Origin of the sequence: Flavobacterium salmonis (assembly GCF_903819435.1) — a bacterium.
In the GTDB taxonomy this organism is placed as follows: domain Bacteria; phylum Bacteroidota; class Bacteroidia; order Flavobacteriales; family Flavobacteriaceae; genus Flavobacterium; species Flavobacterium chungangense.
Genome location: NZ_CAIJDP010000074.1, coordinates 169,568 through 189,492 on the forward strand (window position 1 = coordinate 169,568; position 19,925 = coordinate 189,492).

Sequence of the window (19,925 nt, forward strand, 5' to 3'; positions counted from 1 at the left end):
AATAAAACATTCAAAAATATGGAATTTATAAATAGAATTGAGCTTGCTGAAATTATTTATAAAAGAGTTAATGATGAAAAAGTTCATCTTTCAAAGCAGTTTGCAGAATCAAAAGAAGCGATAGGCTATTTTTTTCTGGATAATTTGCTTCCTGAAGAAATGGCAGCTGACTTGCATAAAGTTTTTCCTAAACAGGACCAAATGGTTCTGAAAAAGAGCATTAAGGAAGATAAATTTGTTGCGGTTCAAATGAATTTATATAATCCTGTTTTAGAAGAAATTATTTATGCTTTTCAGGATAGAAGAATTGTAGAGCTAATTGGTGAAATTTGTCAAATTAAAGATCCAATTCCGGATGAATTTCTTTATGCAGGAGGGCTTTCTATGATGGGAAACAAACAATTCCTGAATCCGCATTTGGATAATTCACATGATAAAGACCGTGAACGCTGGCGTGTATTGAATTTACTATATTATGTAACTCCCAACTGGAAAGAAGAATATGGAGGTAATCTTGAATTATGGCCTAATGGTTTGCAAAAAAAACAAATTACAATTCATAGTAAGTTCAACAGATTGGCGGTAATGGTTACTCATAATAAATCGTTACATTCAGTTTCACCGGTTGTATATGATGGATTTAGATGCTGTATCTCGAATTATTATTTTTCAAAAACCCCGGTTTTAGCAACGGATAAATTTCACGTAACTTCTTTTAGAGCAAGACCTGAACACAAGTTTACCGATATACTTTTGAAAATGGATACTTTCTTAAGAATGAATATTAGGAGAATATTCAAAAAAGGCATTAAAGAAAATCCACATGTTTACAAGAAATAATTTAAACAGATCGTTGTACAACTTCAAAAATTCGCTCATCCTCACATTTCAGTGTTTTAGATGGGAATTTCATCAGTAATGCATAATCGTGGGTAGCCATGATAATGGTTTTTCCGTTGGAGTTGATTTTTTTTAATACTTCTAAAACTTCAGAACTTGTTTGAGGATCAAGGTTTCCTGTTGGTTCATCGGCAAGGATAAATTCAGGATCGTTTAACAAAGCTCTTGCAATGGCAACTCTTTGTTGTTCACCTCCGGAAAGCTGATGTGGCATTTTGTTCAGGAAATCTTTCATGCCAACCTTATCCAGAACTTCGTCGATTTTATGCTGCATAGCTTCTTTTTCTACCCAGCCTGTTGCTTTAAGTACAAATAGCATGTTGTCTTTTACAGTTCTGTCCGGAAGTAATTTGAAATCCTGAAACACGATTCCTATTTTACGTCTCAAATACGGAATCTCACTTTCCTTTAAAGCAGACAAATCAAATTCAACAATATGTCCTTCACCTTCAGAAAGGGGTAAATCACCATACAAAGTTTTCATGAAACTACTTTTCCCGGAACCGGTTTTTCCAATTATATAGATAAATTCTCCATGTTCAACTTCTAAATTGATATGTGATAAAATTTTTCTTCCTTCCTGAAATATAGTGACATCTTTAAGAGATAGTACGGTTTGTGACATAATAATTGATTTGAATGTAAAAGTAATAAGTTAAGGATTGGATTCAAAATAAATTTTAATCATTTCTTAGAAAATGTAAGGTAAGATAACTTATTGGAATTTTTGGGCATTCCCCGCAGAAAAAGCGGGTCAGGCTGTCCGCTATATCTTTTTCCGGCTAAAGGAGCCGCAAAAAGGATGCCGCTTCCATCCTTAATGCGATCTCCGGTAATCATCGTATTTTGTTTTTCAAAGATCGGATTGTAATAAATAACCTTAAGGGAATCATACAGTTTCTGTTTTTAAAGAATTTTGAGAACCAATATTTTAAGTCTTAAGAAGCTGTTAAATCACATCAGTTAGAATTTTTGTTGATAATAAAAGCGCAAAACGTTTCGTTATAAACGGTATAAAATGATACATTTGAATACTAAACATAATAAAAATGCGTAAACTTTCCTGGTTCTTTTTAATACCATTAGTCCTTTTTTCGGCTATGGTTTCGGCACAAAAATCAGCTATATATACCTACGACTTAAAGGATTTTGATAAAGCACTGACTTTATATAATGACAAACAATATGCCTCGGCCCAACATATTTTTGAATATGTAAAAAATCAGGCCACGACAGAAGAAATTAAATCAGATTGTGCTTATTATATTGCCAATTGTGCCATAAGAACCAATCAGTCAAATGCTGACGAATTAATGGAAAAATTTGTTGAAGATTATCCAACAAGTACCAAACAAAATAAGGCTTATATTGAGGTTGCTCATTATTTCTTCGAACAGGGAGATTATCCAAAAGCATTACAATGGTTTGACAAGGTTGACGAAAGTTACATGAGTAAATCTGATTTGGATAAGTTTAATTTCCAAAAAGGGTATAGTTATTTCAATGCCAAAAAGAAAAAAGAAGCCACAACGTATTTTAACAAAGTAGTAAATTCAGAAGAGTTTGGTTCGCAAGCCAAATATTATTTAGGTTTTATGGCTTATGAAGGCGATGATTACAAAGAAGCCACCAAATATTTTGATGAGGTTTCCGGCGAAGAAAAATACAAGGAAAAGCTTTCGTATTTTCAGGCTGATATGAATTTTAAACTGGGGAATTTTCAAAAAGCAATTGAATTAGGACAAGCTGCAATGGCTAAATCAAATGCTGTTGAAAAATCAGAATTAAATAAAATTATCGGAGAAAGTTATTTCAATTTAAAGCAATACGGCAAAGCGACTCCGTTTTTAGAGCAATATGCAGGACGAAAAGGAAAATGGAATAATACCGATTTCTACCAATTAGGTTATGCTTATTACGAACAAAAAGAATACGAAAAAGCGATTTCACAATTCAATAAAATTATTGAAGGAAAAGATTTTGTTGCGCAGAATGCCTATTATCATTTGGGCTTGGCTTATCTGAACACAGGTAAAAAACAAGAAGCTTTGAATGCGTTTAAAAATGCTTCTGAAATGGATTTTAATGCCCAAATTCAGGAAGATGCTGCTTTAAATTATGCAAAATTAAGTTACGAAATTGGGAATGCGTATCAAACTGTTCCTGGTATTTTGCTTGATTTCTTAAAAAAATATCCAAACAATTCTAGCCGTTCTGAAGTAGAAAAACTATTGGTTGATTCTTATATTTCGACTAAAAATTACAAAGAAGCTTTGGTGTTACTGGAGAAAAACAGAACTCCGGAAAATAAATTGGCCTATCAAAAAGTGCTTTTTTACAGAGGTTTAGAATTATACAACGAATCTAATTATGCTGAGGCTTTAAAAATGTTCAATGGTGCTGTTAAAGAACAAAAGAACCCAGAATTTACTGCCCGTGCGACTTTCTGGAAAGCAGAATCTGAATACGTAACGGATGATTTTAGAAATGCATTATTGAGTTACAAACAATTCGCAGGTTTAGCTGCTGCAAAAACAACTGACGAATATAAAAATATCAATTATAACATTGGATACACGTATTTTAAACTGAAAGAATATGATCAGGCAGGAAATTCATTTCAGGCTCAAATTGATAATGCTCCGGGTGATAAAGTTCGTCTGAACGATTCATATTTGCGTTTGGGAGATTGCCGATTTGTAACTTCTAAATATGCCCAGGCAATGGAAGCATACGGAAAAGCAATCAGTGCAAAAGGTGTGGATGCCGATTATGCACAATTTCAAAAAGCGATTTCATATGGGTTCATGTCCAGAAACGACAAGAAAATTGATGAGCTCAATAATTTCCTTCAGATGTATAAAAAATCAGAATATCGTGATGATGTTTTGTTCGAATTAGCAAATACGTATGTAGCAGACAAAAAGAATGACCAGGCTATTAAAACCTACGATCAGCTTATTTCAGAATATAATAATGGTTTGTTTACTTCAAAATCAATTTTGAGACAAGGTTTGATTTATTACAATTCAGATCGCGACGAACAAGCTTTGACAAAATTCAAAAAAGTAGCTGCTGAGTTCCCAAAAACTCCTGAAGCTCTCGAAGCAGTTTCTACAGCCCGATTGATTTATGTCGATTCCGGAAAAGTAGATGAATATGCTACGTGGGTTCGAACGCTGGATTTTGTTTCGGTAACAGATGCAGAATTGGATAATGATACTTATGATGCTGCTTTCAAACAATACAGTCAAAGTAACAATAAACAGGCAATCATTGGTTTTACAGGGTATGTGAGTAAATTTCCATCAGGCTTACATTCTTTGGAAGCTAATTTTTATCTGGCACAATTACTTTATACAGAAGGTTCAGAAACGAAGTCGGTTGCAAACTATCAATATGTAACCGCGCAGCCAAGAAATGAATTTACTGAGCAGTCACTAAATAAACTGGCTCAGATTTTTCTGAAAGCAAAAGATTGTGATAAGGCAATTCCGGTTTTAGTTCGCTTAAGCGAAGAATCTGATTCGTCTCAGAATCAAAACTTTGCTCAGGCTAATTTGATGAAATGTTACTACGATAAAAAAGATTATAGTAACTCAGTTACATATGCCGATAAGGTACTGCAAAATTCTAAAGCAGATGCAAACGTAAAAGCTGATGCACAAATTATTGTAGCAAGAGCAGCAATGCAAACAGGTGACGAAGACAAAGCAAAAGCCGCTTACGCAAAATTGTCAGCAACATCAAAAGGAGAACTGGCAGCAGAGGCTTTGTATTATGATGCTTATTTTAAAACAAAAGAAGGAAAATATGATGCTTCTAATGTATCCGTTCAGAAATTAGCAAAAAACTATTCTGCATATAAATATTACGGAGCGAAGAGCTTAGTTTTAATGGCGAAAAATTTCTACGGTTTAAAAGACAGTTATCAGGCAACGTATATTTTGGATAACGTAATCAACAATTTTACAGATTATCCGGATGTTGTTGAAGAAGCAAAAAGAGAGTTAACCGCAATCAAATTGGAAGAGTCTAAAACAAATTCGTCTATCACCAAATAAGAGTCAAGAACAAAGAGAATAGAATATAGATAGAAGCAAAGATTGGAAGTCTATATTCTTTGTTCTTTACTCTTGATTCTAAAAAAGAAAAAAAATGAGTTTACCCTTTTATATAGTTGATGTTTTTACAGATAAAAAATATGCCGGGAATCAATTGGCTGTTTTTTTAGATGCCGGAAATTTAAGTTCAGAAGAAATGCAAAAGATTGCCCGCGAAATTAATTTTGCAGAAAGCACTTTTGTTACAAAGCTTGATAAAGAAAATAATAAAGCAGAAATTAAAATATTTACACCTGCTCATGAAATGCAGTTCGCGGGTCATCCAATAATTGGAACTTCGTGGGTTTTGATGAATAAAATATTTGAAAATTCGCCTGAAAATATAAAGTTAAATGTACCGATTGGGCCAATAGCTATTAACCAATCTCAGGATTTGATTTGGTTAAAAGCTGCGCAGCCGAAATTTTGGGATGTTTTTTCGAAAGAAGATTTTACATTGTTCAGTAATTTAAAAGTCAGCGATTTTGAGAATCAATTTCCAATTCAGGAAGTGACAACCGGAAGTGCTTTTATTATGGTTGGATTAAGCAGCAAAAGAGCCCTGGGAAATTTGGTTTTAGATAAAGACAAAACCGATAAATGGCTGAAAAACAATTGTAAAACAGCTCACCAAGGGTTGTATTTTTATTATTTGGAAGGTTCAGAACTATTTAGCAGAATGTTGTATATCGAACACAATCAGTTAGTTGAAGATGCGGCTACAGGAAGTGCAAGTACCTGTTTACAGGCTTATCTCTTAAAAAATCATAAACCAGAATTAGAATTAATCAATTATCAGGGAGATTATATCGGCCGTCCTTCTCAAATTCATTTTAAAGGGAAATTAACCGAAAATGATTTTGATATTAAAATAGGAGGAAAAGCCCAGTTTGTAGCTAAAGGTGAATGGGAAGCCTGATAATTTAGAAAATTTAAGAATTATAAAATTAGATAATTGTGAAAGTGAAAAGTGAAATGTTACCTGAGAACTATTTTTACAGTTTACATTTTACACTTCACAGAATACATTTTACAAAAAAGTATAAAATATGAAAATTAATTTCCAGAATAAAACCATCATTTTGATTTTGCTGTTTGTTTTTCAGCTTTCATTTGCCCAAAAGAAAAATGAAAACATTGGAACAGAAACGGTAAACGTGGTAAAACCGTATTCACCAACGATATCAGATGCTAATAAAGTAAAGGAAACTCCTTCGCTGGACGATGAAGGGAATCAGCCAAAAGAAACTATTAAATATAGTATTTTATCAGTTCCTGTAGCTTCTACTTTTACGCCTTCAAAAGGGAAAGCGGTAAATGTTGAGAAATCAAAACAGGAGCGTCTGTTTAATAATTATGCAACTGTTGGATTAGGGAATTACAGCACACTGAACGCTGAATTATTTGTGAATCAGGATTTGGGAAATAACGATTTTGTATCTGGAATGTTACGTCATCATTCGTCACAAGGCGGAATTAAAGATGTGCTTTTGAATGATGAATTTTATGACACGGCATTAAATGTTGGTTATGGTCAAAACAACAGAGATATGTCATGGAATGTGGAGTTAGGATATCAAAATCAAATTTACAACTGGTACGGTCTTCCAAAAGATTTTGGTGCGTCTTTGCTTCCTCAGGATCGTTTTGATTTAATAAACAAAATAAACCCGGGACATACATATAACACAATTTCAGTCGGCGGGAATTTTGAATTCAATGAAAGTGTTTTTAGCAAAATAGCAACAAAATTCACACACTTTTCAGATAGTTTTTCTTCTTCAGAAAATCGTTTTTACCTGAAACCTACTTTTAAAGTTGATGTAATGGATCATTCAATTAATACGAATGTAGTTATAGACCACGTAAGCGGAAGTTTCGAAAATAATTATTTCAAAACCAATACTGATGCTGTAAAATATAGTTTGACCAATTTTGGAATTGAGCCAAGTTTTGTGGTAAATGAAAACGACTGGACTTTAGAATTAGGAGCAGGATTATATTATGCATTGGATTCTGAAAATAGCGGAAACAAGTTTTATATCTACCCAAAAGTAAATGCTTCGTATAAATTGGTTGGAGATTTAATGATTTTCTACACGGGAGTAAATGGAACTTTAAATCAGAATTCATACGCTGATTTTGTAAACGAAAATCCGTTTTTATCACCAACATTAAATATGACGCCATCAAGTACTCAATACAATGTTTTTGCAGGTTTGAAAGGGAAATTAGCGAACAATGTAAGCTATAATCTGACAGGTTCTTATCTGAATGAAAAAAACAAGGCTTTGTTTAAAAGCAATGATTACACAGAAGATTTTTCAAACGAGAGTTACGCTTACGGAAACTCTTTTGGAGTGGTTTATGAAGACATCAGAACATTTCGTTTCTATGCAGAATTAAAAGCAGATTTTTCTGAAAATGTTACTTTTGGAATCAACGGAACTTTTAATAGTTATAAAACTGATGCGCCAGCAGAAACATGGAACTTGCCAACAATAAAATTAAGTTCTAATCTGGACGTAAATATTACCAAACAATGGTATGCTGGATTGAATATTTTTTATGTGGGTGAACGTAAAGACATGCAGGCTAATTTAGATTTGACGACTGATCCGGAATTGGTTACCTTAAAAAGCTATTTTGATGCCAATGCCCATTTAGGATATAAATTCAGTGAACGTCTGACTTTCTTTCTAAAATTAAATAACATTGGAAATCAGGCTTATGAAAAATGGCTGAATTATCCGGTACAAGGATTTCAGGTATTGGGCGGTGCGAATTACAAATTTGATTTTTAAGAGAATTCATTATATAAAAAAAATAGCTTCCAAATCAGGAAGCTATTTTTTTTTGAATTCCAGTAGTTGTTATTCTGTAAAAGGAACCGCTACTCTTACTTTATCCCAGCCTAGGTTTAAAACAATTCCTTTGTCTGCTTTTGTAAAAACCATTGAGAAAGCTTCCAAAGAGTCAGTTCCTTCAGTTACCGGTACTTTTAATCTTGCTACATCATTTTCGGCTTTGTAGGTATAAGAACCCCAAGCATTCAGATCTTTGTTGAGAATAACAGTATAAGAATCTTTTTCAGGAATAGTAAAGAAGGTATATGTTCCTGCTTTGATTTTAGTGTCGCCTAATTTTACATCTTTGTAAAATGTAATTTCTGCAGCTTCATTTGCTCCTGTTCTCCAAACTTTTCCATTTGGAGCCAATTCACTTACACTTCTCCCTTTTAACTGAGGTCTGCTGTAAGTAATTTTAGCAATTTTAGCACTTACTTTATAGTCATTTGGATAAGATGCCGCATCCATCGGGCTTTTGTCTAAATCAGGAAATTTTTGAGCATTCACATTTGATGATAAAAGCATTGTAACTGCAAAAGCAATTGTCGTGATAATTGTTGATTTTTTCATATTTATATTTAAAATTAATGAGTGTTAAAATTATAGATTGTTTGTCAGAAAATAAAAAACATCGTGTTAATTTTTTTATCCCCTGAAGAAGGTCGGTATAATCTGAGACTGAAAAATAAATGAAACATGTTTTGCGGCTGTAAAAAAGCTTTGCATCTTTGTGAATTAAAACCTCAGTATCTTTAAAAAAAAATGACTTTCAAGAAAAAAATACATTCTCACTATTTACAAATGGTTCAGGACAGGATAGATGTTTTCAGGGATATGATTTCAAGCCTGACCGAAGATTCTAAAAATGATGCCAAAGGTTCTGCCGGAGACAAACATGAAACAGCTTTGTCGATGATGCATATCGAGCAGGAAAAACTAACTAATAAATTAAAAGAAGCAATAGCCCAGAAAGCAGTTTTAGATAAAATTGATTCCACGAAAACAACAGAAAATATTGTTTCAGGAAGTTTGGTAAAAGCAAACGGGATCTATTTGTATGTAAGTGTAGCGTTACCTAAAATTACAATTGACGGAATAAACGTTATTGCGCTTTCTCCGCAATCGCCTTTAGGGAATCATTTAATGGGCAATAAAGTTGGGTTTACTTTTGAGATTAACGGAACAAAGTATTTGATTGAAAAAATTAATTAAATGGACTATCTTTTTTTAATATGTAGCTTTTCTTTATTTGTAGCTGCTTTTGCTTTTTATAAACTTCATAAACTTTGGCACAAAGATGTTACTGAAAACAATAAGCTGTATAAGTTTCAGATACAAGCAGGGAATTTTAAAAACTGGATGATGATAATAATGTTAATAATCATTGGAATTGTTTACTTTTTTAAATCACTTCCATAATAATTCGAATGATTTAAATGTTATAAAAGCATTCTTTAGGTATTTTTGATTATTCTCTTTTGGGATATTTTAATGTTTTTTTAAAATGACTAAATTTAATTCAAGAACATTTTCGAAACCCTGTGTTTTGTGTCTTAATTTAAGTTTAAAATTAAAAATTTCAAGTTCAGAGCTTTTTTATATATTGAAATTTTACATTTAATATGTAAATTGATTGTTTTGATTGATATTTGTAACTGATGTTGTTGTTTGTGTTTCTCAATTGTAACTAATACTTCATCTTTGCCCTATCAAAATAAAATTAAAAATAAAAAAATATAAAATTATGTGTGGAATTGTATGTGCCTTTGATCTTAAACAAAAAGCCGAAACCTTAAGACCTCAAGTATTAGAAATGTCTAAAATCATTCGTCACCGCGGACCGGACTGGAGCGGGATATATAGCAATGATAAAGCCATTCTTTCGCATGAGCGTTTGGCAATTGTTGATCCTGCTTCTGGAAAACAACCGTTATTTACTGAAGATAAAAAATTGGTTTTGGCTGCAAATGGCGAAATCTACAACCACAGAGAATTGCGTAAACAATTTGAAGGAAAATATAACTTTCAGACTGAAAGTGACTGCGAAGTTATTCTGGCTCTTTACAAAGAAAAAGGACCTCATTTTGTAGACGAAATGAACGGAATCTTTGGATTTGCAATTTATGATGTAGAAAAAGATGAGTATTTTATTGCTCGCGACCATATGGGTATTATTCCATTATACATCGGTTGGGACCAAGATGGAACTTTCTATGTAGCTTCAGAATTGAAAGCTTTAGAAGGATATTGTACAAAAATTGAATTATTCCCTCCGGGACATTATATGACAAGCAAAGACGGTGAATTTGTACAATGGTACAAAAGAGACTGGACAGAGTATGATGCTGTAAAAGATAACGAAACGAGTATTCCTGCTATTAAGGAAGCTTTAGAAGCAGCAGTTCACAGACAATTAATGAGTGACGTTCCTTACGGAGTTTTGCTTTCAGGAGGTTTGGATTCTTCTATTACTTCTGCTGTAGCTAAAAAATTCGCTCAAAAACGTATTGAGTCAGATGATACTACAGATGCATGGTATCCACAGTTACACTCTTTCTCAGTTGGATTGGAAGGTTCTCCTGATTTAGCAGCTGCTCAGGTTGTCGCAAAACATATCGGGACAATTCACCACGAAATTAAATTTACAATTCAGGAAGGTTTAGATGCTGTTCGTGATGTGATTTACAACCTTGAAACGTATGATGTGACTACGGTAAGAGCTTCGACTCCAATGTGGTTAATGGCAAGAGTTATCAAATCTATGGGGATCAAAATGGTCCTTTCTGGTGAAGGTGCAGATGAGTTATTTGGAGGATATTTATATTTCCACAAAGCGCCAAACGCAAGAGAATTTCACGAAGAAAACGTTCGTAAATTAGGTAAACTTCACATGTACGATTGTTTGCGTGCAAACAAAAGTTTAGCAGCCTGGGGAATAGAAGGTCGTGTTCCGTTCTTAGATAAAGAATTTATGGATGTTGCCATGCGCATCAATCCTCAGGATAAAATGATCAACAAAGAACATCCAATGGAAAAATGGGTTGTTCGTAAAGCTTTCGAAGATATGTTGCCGGAAAGTGTAGCATGGAGACAAAAAGAACAATTTTCTGATGGAGTAGGTTACAGCTGGATTGATACTTTGAAAGAAGTGGTAGCAGAAGCAGTTTCAGACGAGCAATTAGCAAATGCGAGATTTAAATTTCCATTACAAACACCAACTTCAAAAGAAGAATACTACTATCGTTCCATTTTTACAGAACATTTTCCAAGTGATGCAGCGGCATTATGCGTGCCTCAGGAAGCAAGTGTCGCTTGTAGTACAAAAATTGCTTTGGAGTGGGATGAGGCTTTCAAAAACATGAATGACCCATCTGGAAGAGCGGTTGCAAGTGTACACGATGATGCTTATCAAAAATAATAAAGTTTAATTTAGAACTTAATAGTACAGAAAACGTTCTCTCTGAGGGCGTTTTCTTGGTTTATAAAACTTGTTTAAAACGTTTTTTTGTGAGTTTAATTATTTGCAGGTTAAATGTTTATTTGAATTTTTTATATTTGGCTTTCGCCGAAAGAAGAAATTTTGCAGAATCAAGTCAGGAATAAATACATAATTAAAACAGAATAGTATGGGTGGGATATTAGCCGTTATAGGTAAAGGAAAAGACCCGCAACTCGTAAAAGAACTTTCTAAAAGAATGTCGCATCGAGGGGTTGATGATAGTGATTTGCATATTATGGAAAATGGAAGCATTCTGGCCAGTGAACGGATGTCTATTATGGATTTGCATTCAGGTAAACAGCCAATTCAGGGGTCAAAAAGTGCATGGATGGTTCATAATGGAGAAATTTATAACCATCAGAAATTAAGAGAAGTAATTTTAAAACATCATGCATTTAAAACAAAATCAGATTCGGAAGTAATAGTTCATTTATACGAAGAATTTGGTTATGATTTTTGTAATTTACTGGATGGGGATTTCGCATTTGTAGTTGTTGATGGCGATGATTATATTGCCGGAAGAGATCCTGTAGGGGTCAAGCCTTTGTATTATGGACTAGACGAAAGAGGAAGAATTTATTTTTCTTCCGAAATGAAATCAATTGCGGATCAGTGCAAGTCGTTTTCTACATTTCCTCCAGGTCATTATTATACAGCAAAAACGGGTTTTGTGAAATATTATGAACCTGAATATGAGGAATACGAAAATGCAAATCAACCCCTTGATTTAGATTTGATAAGAGAATCCTTGATTGAATCTACCCGTAAACGTTTAATGGGTAATGTGAATGTTGGAGTATTGCTTTCAGGAGGTTTAGACTCATCTTTGACTTCGGCTATTGCATCGCGATTATTAGCTGGAAGCAAAGAAAAATTACATTCATTCTCTATAGGTTTAGATGCTGATTCTCCGGATAATATTGCGGCAAGAAAAGCAGCGGAATTTCTTGGAACAGAGCACCATGAAATTCATTTTACTGTTGAGCAGGGAGTTGAAATTCTAGAGAAATTAATTTATCACATTGAAACCTATGATATTATTTCAGTGCGTTCTGGAGTGCCAATGTATTTGCTCGCTAAAGCAGTAAAAGAAAAAGGTATAAAAGTGATACTTTCGGGAGAAGGAGCTGATGAAGTTTTTGGAGGACATTTGTATTTTAGAAATGCGCCATCTTCAGAAGAGTTTCAAAAGGAAACGATCGAAAGGGTTCAAAAGCTGTTTACTGCTGATATATTAAGAGCTGATAAATCGACAATGGCGCATAGTTTAGAACTCAGAGTTCCATTTTTAGATAAAGATTTCCTGGATGTTGCAATCCGAATTAAAACAGAGGAAAAACAGCCAAAAACATATGAAGCTGTTGAAAAATATATTTTAAGAAAAGCTTTTGATACAACCGAAGATCCCTACTTGCCATCAGAAATTTTATGGAGACAAAAAGAACAATTTTCAGACGGAGTGGGTTATAATTGGGTAGATCAGTTAATTAAATATTGTGCTTCTCAGGTTTCAGATGAACAATTGGCTGGTTCGAGTGTAGAATTTCCGTATAATTCGCCAACAACAAAAGAGGCGTATTTGTACAGGTCTATTTTTCATAAATATTATCCACAGGTCAGTGCAGCACAAACAGTAAGGAAATGGATTCCGAAATGGCAGGATAACCTTGATCCAAGCGGGAGAGCTAATGCGGCACATCTAAATGCAGATACTGAAATCGCAAAAGCCGGTGTGACTGTTTAAGAATTAAACTTATTTTTATATTTCAAATTTGAATTTGAAAATTAATTTAAAAAACTGAAATAACATTTAATGCTTATTTTGGTTTTTTGTGCTATTCTTATTTTAGAATCTGTAATTTAAGAAATTGTAATTTAAAGTTAGCTTTTAGATTTATATTTTGATTTTTCAGACAATTGTGTTAATAACTTAGGGCTTTAAATGGTATTTTTAAGAGGTATATAAATTGCGTTTTTATATATTTGCGTGTTAAGACAATAATTACATTTTTTTAGAATAAATTATATGAGCGAAGAAATCAAGAAGAACAATTATTCAGCAGATAGTATTCAGGCATTAGAAGGAATGGAGCACGTAAGAATGCGTCCATCGATGTATATTGGAGATGTAGGGGTTCGAGGGCTGCACCATTTGGTTTATGAAGTTGTGGATAACTCTATTGATGAGGCGATGGGAGGACATTGCGATACTATTGGTGTTGCAATAAACGAAGACGGTTCGGTAACTGTTGAAGACAACGGTCGTGGTATTCCGGTTGATTTACATAAAAAAGAAGGCGTTTCTGCACTTGAGGTTGTAATGACCAAAATTGGTGCCGGAGGTAAATTCGATAAAGATTCTTATAAAGTTTCCGGAGGTTTGCACGGAGTTGGGGTTTCAGTTGTAAATGCACTTTCTGTTCATATGAAGTCTACTGTTTTTAGAGACGGTAAAATTTACGAGCAGGAATACGAAAGAGGAAAATCATTATATCCGGTAAAACAAATCGGAGAAACAGATAAAAGAGGTACACGTCAGACATTTTACCCTGATAATACTATTTTTACTCAAACAACGGAGTTTTCTTATGATACTCTATCAGCACGTATGCGTGAGCTTTCTTTCCTGAATAAAGGAATCACAATCACTTTTACAGATAAAAGAGAAGTTGATGATAAGGGCGAATTCAAAGTTGAAGTTTTCCATTCTGATGAGGGTTTAAAAGAATATATCCGTTATTTAGATGGTAACCGTGAACCAATTATTTCTCACGTTATCAGTATGGATAATGAAAAAGGCGAAATTCCGGTTGAAGTTGCCTTGATTTATAATACAAGTTATACAGAGAATATTTTCTCTTACGTAAATAATATTAATACACACGAAGGAGGAACGCATTTACAAGGTTTTAGAAGTGGTTTAACAAGAACCCTTAAAAAATATGCCGATGCTTCCGGGATGTTGGATAAATTGAAATTCGAGATTGCGGGAGATGACTTCCGTGAAGGATTAACAGCTATTATTTCTGTAAAAGTTGCCGAGCCACAATTTGAAGGGCAAACAAAAACTAAGTTAGGAAATAGAGAAGTAGTTTCTCCGGTTTCTCAGGCTGTAGGAGAAATGCTGGAAAATTATTTGGAAGAAAATCCAAATGATGCCCGTATCATTATCCAGAAAGTAATTTTGGCTGCCCAAGCCCGTCACGCTGCGAAAAAAGCACGTGAAATGGTACAACGTAAAACCGTTATGGGTGGTGGTGGATTGCCAGGAAAACTTTCAGATTGTTCTGAGCAGGATCCTGCAAGATGTGAAGTTTATCTTGTCGAGGGAGACTCGGCAGGTGGGACGGCCAAGCAAGGTCGTGATCGTGCTTTTCAGGCTATTTTACCTTTGCGAGGTAAGATTTTGAATGTTGAAAAAGCAATGCACCATAAAGTGTTCGAAAACGAAGAGATTAGAAATATTTTTACTGCGCTTGGTGTTACTGTGGGAACAGAAGAGGATAGTAAAGCATTGAACCTTTCAAAACTGCGTTACCATAAAGTAATTATCATGTGTGATGCCGATGTCGATGGTAGTCACATTTCTACCTTAATATTAACGTTCTTTTTCCGTTTTATGAAAGAATTGATTGAAGAAGGTCATGTTTACATTGCAGCTCCACCTTTGTATTTAGTTAAAAAGGGAAATAAAAAAGAATATGCATGGAATGATGTTCAGCGTGATCAGGCGAATGAAAGAATGGGAGGTAGTGCAGCTATTCAGCGTTATAAAGGTCTTGGAGAGATGAATGCAGAACAATTATGGGAAACTACAATGGATCCTGATTTCAGAACTCTTCGCCAGGTTAATATTGATAGTTTAGCTGAAGCTGACAGGGTTTTTTCTATGTTAATGGGGGATGAAGTACCGCCGCGTAGAGAATTTATAGAAAAAAATGCAGTTTATGCTAACATTGATGCCTAATAAAATTTAGTTGTAAATTCGTTTAATTGTTTAAATTTACTAAACGATTAAACGAATTTTTTGATTATAAATAAACGAATTAATTAATAACCAATAAAGTATAAAATATGAAAGTTACCATTGTAGGAGCAGGAAATGTTGGAGCCACTTGTGCGGATGTTATTTCTTATAGAGGAATAGCAAGCGAAGTTGTATTGTTGGATATTAAAGAAGGTTTTGCCGAAGGTAAAGCATTGGATATTATGCAATGTGCAACTAATACAGGTTTTGATACCAAAGTATCAGGTGTAACCAATGATTATTCTAAAACTGCCGGAAGTGATGTAGTCGTAATCACATCAGGAATTCCAAGAAAACCGGGAATGACTCGTGAGGAATTAATTGGTATTAATGCAGGAATTGTAAAAACAGTTGCCGAGAATTTATTAAAGCATTCACCTAATACCATAATAGTTGTAGTTTCTAATCCAATGGATACCATGACCTATTTAGCTTTAAAGTCAACCGGATTGCCTAAGAATAGAATAATTGGTATGGGCGGAGCATTAGACAGTTCACGTTTCAGAACCTATCTTTCTTTAGCTTTAGATAAGCCTGCAAATGATATTTCAGCAATGGTAATTGGAGGCCATGGTGACACCACTATGATTCCGTTAACTCGTCTCGCTTCTTATAATGGAATACCGGTAACGGAATTCCTTTCAGAAGAAGTATTGCAAAAAGTTGCGGCCGATACGATGGTAGGAGGAGCTACGCTTACAGGACTTTTAGGGACATCAGCTTGGTATGCTCCTGGTGCTTCAGTTGCTTTTTTGGTAGATAGTATTTTGAATGATCAAAAGAAAATGATAGCATGCTCTGTTTTTGTAGATGGAGAGTACGGGCAAAAAGATATATGTATTGGAGTACCGTGTATAATTGGTAAAAATGGAGTTGAAGAAATTTTAGACATTCAATTAAATGAGAATGAAAGAGCGCTGTTTGCGAAGAGTGCAGATGCGGTTAGGAGTATGAATGATGCCTTAAAGTCGATTTTAATATAAAGATTTTCGAAAAAAAAGAAAAAGGCTGCACTTTTGCAGTCTTTTTTTTGAGATTAATTAATAAATAAATTGGTTAATCTTTTCGAGAATTATATATTTGCTCGGTTTAAAAAAAATGTGGTAATTCGTGATTTAGTTTTTTAGTTTTTAAAAATCATGTCAGGGCTTATTTTATGGGACTTTAAAACAAAATAAACAATAAAACATAATTAATTTTTAGTAATAATGCAGAATAAAGGACTTATTAAATTTTTCGCAATTCTATTTGCATTGGTAAGTATTTACCAACTTTCTTTCACTTTTGTGGCTAATAATGTCAAAAGTGAAGCTAAGACTTTAGCAGGAAACAATCCTGACAAAGAATTAAAATATTTGGATTCTATTGGTAAAGAAAAAGTATTGAATCTTGGTTTTACTGATTTTACTTATAATGAAGTAAAAAACAAACAATTAAATAAAGGTCTTGACTTAGAAGGAGGAATCAATGTGATTCTTCAGATTTCTATAAAAGATGTTTTGAAAGGATTGGCAAACAATTCTAAAAACCCTGTATTTAATAAATCATTAGCTGATGCAAGTGCAAATTTAGAAGGAAACAAAACCTATTTAAATAAGTTTTTTGAAGCTTTTGAAGCGAATTCAAACGGAACTACAAAATTAGCTTCGCCAGATATTTTTGCAAACAGAAGTTTACAGGGCGAAGGTGGTATCGATTTTCAAATGTCTGATGCACAAGTTCAAAAAGTAATTAAAAGAAAAGTTGATGAGTCTGTTGAAAGTGCTTTTAAAGTACTAAGAGAGCGTATCGATAAATTTGGGGTTACTCAGCCAAATGTTCAGAAATTAGGAGAAACAGGAAGAATCTTAGTTGAACTTCCAGGTGCAAAGGATGTTGACAGAATTAAAAAATTATTAGGAGGAAAAGCTCAATTAGAGTTTTGGGAAACTTTTAAAATTGAAGAAATCGGAAACTTTTTAGTAGCTTCTAACGAGGCTTTAAAAAAGACTGAAATCAAAAAAACAGAAACTAAAGCTGTTGTTAAAGATTCATTGAATGCTTTATTGACTGACGCTAAAGATTCAGTTGATACTAAAAAAGGAAACAATCCATTATTTGACAAAATGATTGGTCAGGGTGGTGGACCGGTTTTAGGTTATTTTGCGCCAAAAGATACTGCAATTGTTAACGAGTACTTTAAAAGACCTGAAATCAGAATTTTATTGGCTGCAGACCAACATAATGCAAAATTTGTTTGGAGCAAACCAACTACTACAAAAGATGCTAAAGGAAAAGATGTTGAAGCTGTTGAATTATATGCTTTAAAAGGAAACAGAGATAATGCTCCTGCTATGAGCGGAGGTGTGGTTACGGATGCAAAAGATACTTTTGACCAATTAGGAAAGCCAGCTGTTTCTATGCAAATGAATAGCCAGGGTGCTAAAATTTGGGAAGAATTGACAGGAAGGGCTTTTTCTCAAAAAAGCTATATTGCTATTGTTTTGGATAATGTAGTTTATTCTGCACCAGGAGTAACAAGCGGACCAATTGCTGGAGGAAGATCTGAAATTACAGGTTCTTTTGATGTGGCTGAAACTAAAGATTTAGCAAACGTATTAAATGCAGGTAAATTACCGGCTTCTGCTGATATTATTCAATCGACTGTTGTTGGGCCATCTTTAGGGCAGGCAGCAATTGATGCAGGAACAATTTCATCCATATTAGGATTTTTATTAGTTTGCGGATGGATGGTATTCTATTATGGTAAAGCAGGTTTGTATGCTAACCTTGCGTTATTGTTAAACTTACTTTTCTTGTTCGGAATTATGGCAAGTTTTGGTTTTGTATTAACATTACCAGGTATTGCAGGTATCGTATTGACATTGGGTACTGCCGTAGATGCGAACATTATTATATTTGAAAGAGCAAAAGAAGAATTGCGTGAAGGTAAATCATTATCTGAAGCAGTTACTGCCTCTTACGGATGGCATGGAGCAATGCGTTCTATTATTGATGCAAACGTTACTCACGTTTTAACCGGAGCAATTTTGTTTATTTTTGGAACAGGACCAATTAAAGGTTTTGCTTTAACATTGCTTATTGGTATTGTAACGTCATTGTTTACATCAATCTTTATTGCAAGAATTTTTATTGACAGAAATATTGCTGGAAAAGGTGATTTAACGTTCTCTACTAATATTACTAAAAACTGGTTTACTAATTTTCACTTTGACTTTATTAAAATCAAAAAATTCACTTATATCTTCTCTTCAATTGTAGTGGTTGTAAGTTTAATTTCTATCTTCTTCGTTAACGGATTAGATGAAGGTGTTGATTTTGTTGGAGGAAGAACCTTTCAGGTGAAATTTGAAAAACCTGTAGATGCTACAGTTGTTTCAGATGAGTTATCTGCAGCTTTCGGAACTCCGGTTGAAGCTAAAATTTTAGGTGATGATGATCAGTTGAAAATCACAACAAAATACAAAATCAAAGAAGATGGAGTAGCTATTGATGAAGAAGTGAATCAAATATTATATAAATCATTGGCGAAATATTTCCCTAATGTTACTTATGATAAATTTACTAATACTTTTGACGGTAAAAAAGTTGGAGTTTTACAATCTTCTAAAGTTGGAGCTTCTATCTCTGAAGATATTAAAACAAACTCATATTGGGCGGTTCTTGGAGCGATGGCGGCAATTTTCCTTTACTTAATGGTTTCTTTCCGTAAATGGCAATATTCATTAGGTGCGATTGCAGCTGTAGCGCATGACGTAATCTTTGTATTAGGAATTTACTCTTTATGCTATAAGTTCATGCCTTTCCACATGGAAATGGATCAACACTTTATCGCTGCGATTCTTACCGTTATTGGTTATTCTATGAATGATACTGTAATTGTATTTGACAGAGTTAGAGAGTTTATTGTTGGAAACCGTAAAGGTAGCTTTGAAGATATCGTAAACGCTTCTATTAATACTACATTATCAAGAACATTGAACACTTCATTAATGATGATTATTGTATTGTTAACGATGTTTATCTTTGGTGGAGAGTCAATTAGAGGATTTATCTTTGCTATGTTAGTAGGTATTGTGGTAGGAACTTACTCTTCGTTATTTATCGCTACACCGGTATTGGTTGATACGATTTCTAAAGATGAGAAACATATGATCGAAGACAAACATAATATTAAAGAATAGTTAGTAGTTTTCAAATTATAAAAAGATCCAACGAGAGTTGGATCTTTTTTTTCTTAATTTTTTATAAGAGAAAAAATGGATTATACTAAAAACAATAAGAATCAATAATTCTGATTTCTTAGTAAAGAAGTTAATAACTGTTTGTTATTTATTTGCGTTCGAGTTTATTTGTACTAAAAGACTTTTTTTAAAAATTTTATACTTTGTACATACTTACAGTCAGGTCTTTTGAAATGGTAATTTCTAATTTAGCCCTGATGGGAGCCTACCGTCTGGACACAAAAATGTTTATATTTGAAAAAGCCAAATTTTGGAAGACAGACAATTTAAGGATTTAAAAGATCAGCGTTTATTAAGGAGGGG

General features: G+C 33.7%; 13 protein-coding genes. 10 read left to right on the top strand and 3 right to left on the bottom strand.

What is annotated here, in order from left to right; genetic code table 11:
* The first annotated feature begins 18 nt into the window (after positions 1–18).
* Positions 19–840, top strand: coding sequence for a 2OG-Fe(II) oxygenase (locus tag FLACHUCJ7_RS15240; protein ID WP_180909475.1), 822 nt, complete (start codon positions 19–21; stop codon positions 838–840).
* A 1-nt stretch (position 841) separates the two neighbouring features.
* Here the strand turns inward: FLACHUCJ7_RS15240 and FLACHUCJ7_RS15245 are convergent, their stop codons facing one another.
* Together FLACHUCJ7_RS15245 and FLACHUCJ7_RS15250 are read right to left on the bottom strand one after the other, a co-directional pair.
* Complete coding sequence (locus FLACHUCJ7_RS15245) at positions 842–1,525, bottom strand: cell division ATP-binding protein FtsE (protein ID WP_078229933.1); 684 nt, start codon at positions 1,523–1,525, stop codon at positions 842–844.
* Positions 1,526–1,584: 59 nt separating this feature from the next.
* Positions 1,585–1,740 (bottom strand): hypothetical protein, encoded by a 156-nt coding sequence (locus FLACHUCJ7_RS15250; protein ID WP_180909476.1) that lies wholly within the window; start codon positions 1,738–1,740, stop codon positions 1,585–1,587.
* 209 nt (positions 1,741–1,949) lie between these two features.
* On the opposite strand from FLACHUCJ7_RS15250, the gene FLACHUCJ7_RS15255 reads away from it, so the two are divergent.
* The 3 genes from FLACHUCJ7_RS15255 (at position 1,950) to FLACHUCJ7_RS15265 (ending at position 7,807) form a co-directional block, all read left to right on the top strand.
* Positions 1,950–4,964 (top strand): tetratricopeptide repeat protein, encoded by a 3,015-nt coding sequence (locus FLACHUCJ7_RS15255; protein ID WP_180909477.1) that lies wholly within the window; start codon positions 1,950–1,952, stop codon positions 4,962–4,964.
* Between the two features lie 94 nt (positions 4,965–5,058).
* Positions 5,059–5,922: a PhzF family phenazine biosynthesis protein gene (locus FLACHUCJ7_RS15260; protein WP_180909478.1), complete on the top strand. Its 864-nt coding sequence runs from the start codon at positions 5,059–5,061 to the stop codon at positions 5,920–5,922.
* A 130-nt stretch (positions 5,923–6,052) separates the two neighbouring features.
* Positions 6,053–7,807 carry a TonB-dependent receptor gene (locus FLACHUCJ7_RS15265; protein ID WP_180909479.1) on the top strand — a complete coding sequence of 585 codons (1,755 nt, stop codon included), beginning with the start codon at positions 6,053–6,055 and terminating at the stop codon, positions 7,805–7,807.
* 69 nt (positions 7,808–7,876) lie between these two features.
* Here the strand turns inward: FLACHUCJ7_RS15265 and FLACHUCJ7_RS15270 are convergent, their stop codons facing one another.
* Positions 7,877–8,422 (bottom strand): DUF2911 domain-containing protein, encoded by a 546-nt coding sequence (locus FLACHUCJ7_RS15270; protein ID WP_180909480.1) that lies wholly within the window; start codon positions 8,420–8,422, stop codon positions 7,877–7,879.
* Between the two features lie 192 nt (positions 8,423–8,614).
* Here FLACHUCJ7_RS15270 and FLACHUCJ7_RS15275 point away from each other — a divergent pair, with 192 nt between their 5' ends.
* From FLACHUCJ7_RS15275 to secDF, 6 genes are all read left to right on the top strand, one after another.
* Complete coding sequence (locus FLACHUCJ7_RS15275) at positions 8,615–9,064, top strand: hypothetical protein (RefSeq protein ID WP_180909481.1); 450 nt, start codon at positions 8,615–8,617, stop codon at positions 9,062–9,064.
* 532 nt (positions 9,065–9,596) lie between these two features.
* A complete protein-coding gene (gene asnB / locus FLACHUCJ7_RS15280) occupies positions 9,597–11,270 on the top strand; it encodes an asparagine synthase B (RefSeq protein ID WP_180909482.1) in 1,674 nt (557 codons plus the stop codon).
* A gap of 208 nt (positions 11,271–11,478) precedes the next feature.
* Positions 11,479–13,095 carry an asparagine synthase B gene (gene asnB / locus FLACHUCJ7_RS15285; protein ID WP_180909483.1) on the top strand — a complete coding sequence of 539 codons (1,617 nt, stop codon included), beginning with the start codon at positions 11,479–11,481 and terminating at the stop codon, positions 13,093–13,095.
* A 282-nt stretch (positions 13,096–13,377) separates the two neighbouring features.
* Positions 13,378–15,318, top strand: coding sequence for a DNA topoisomerase (ATP-hydrolyzing) subunit B (gene gyrB, locus FLACHUCJ7_RS15290; protein ID WP_078229941.1), 1,941 nt, complete (start codon positions 13,378–13,380; stop codon positions 15,316–15,318).
* 107 nt (positions 15,319–15,425) lie between these two features.
* Positions 15,426–16,361 (top strand): malate dehydrogenase, encoded by a 936-nt coding sequence (mdh, locus tag FLACHUCJ7_RS15295; protein WP_078229942.1) that lies wholly within the window; start codon positions 15,426–15,428, stop codon positions 16,359–16,361.
* A 225-nt stretch (positions 16,362–16,586) separates the two neighbouring features.
* Complete coding sequence (secDF, locus tag FLACHUCJ7_RS15300; protein WP_180909484.1) at positions 16,587–19,562, top strand: protein translocase subunit SecDF; 2,976 nt, start codon at positions 16,587–16,589, stop codon at positions 19,560–19,562.
* Positions 19,563–19,925 lie beyond the last annotated feature (363 nt).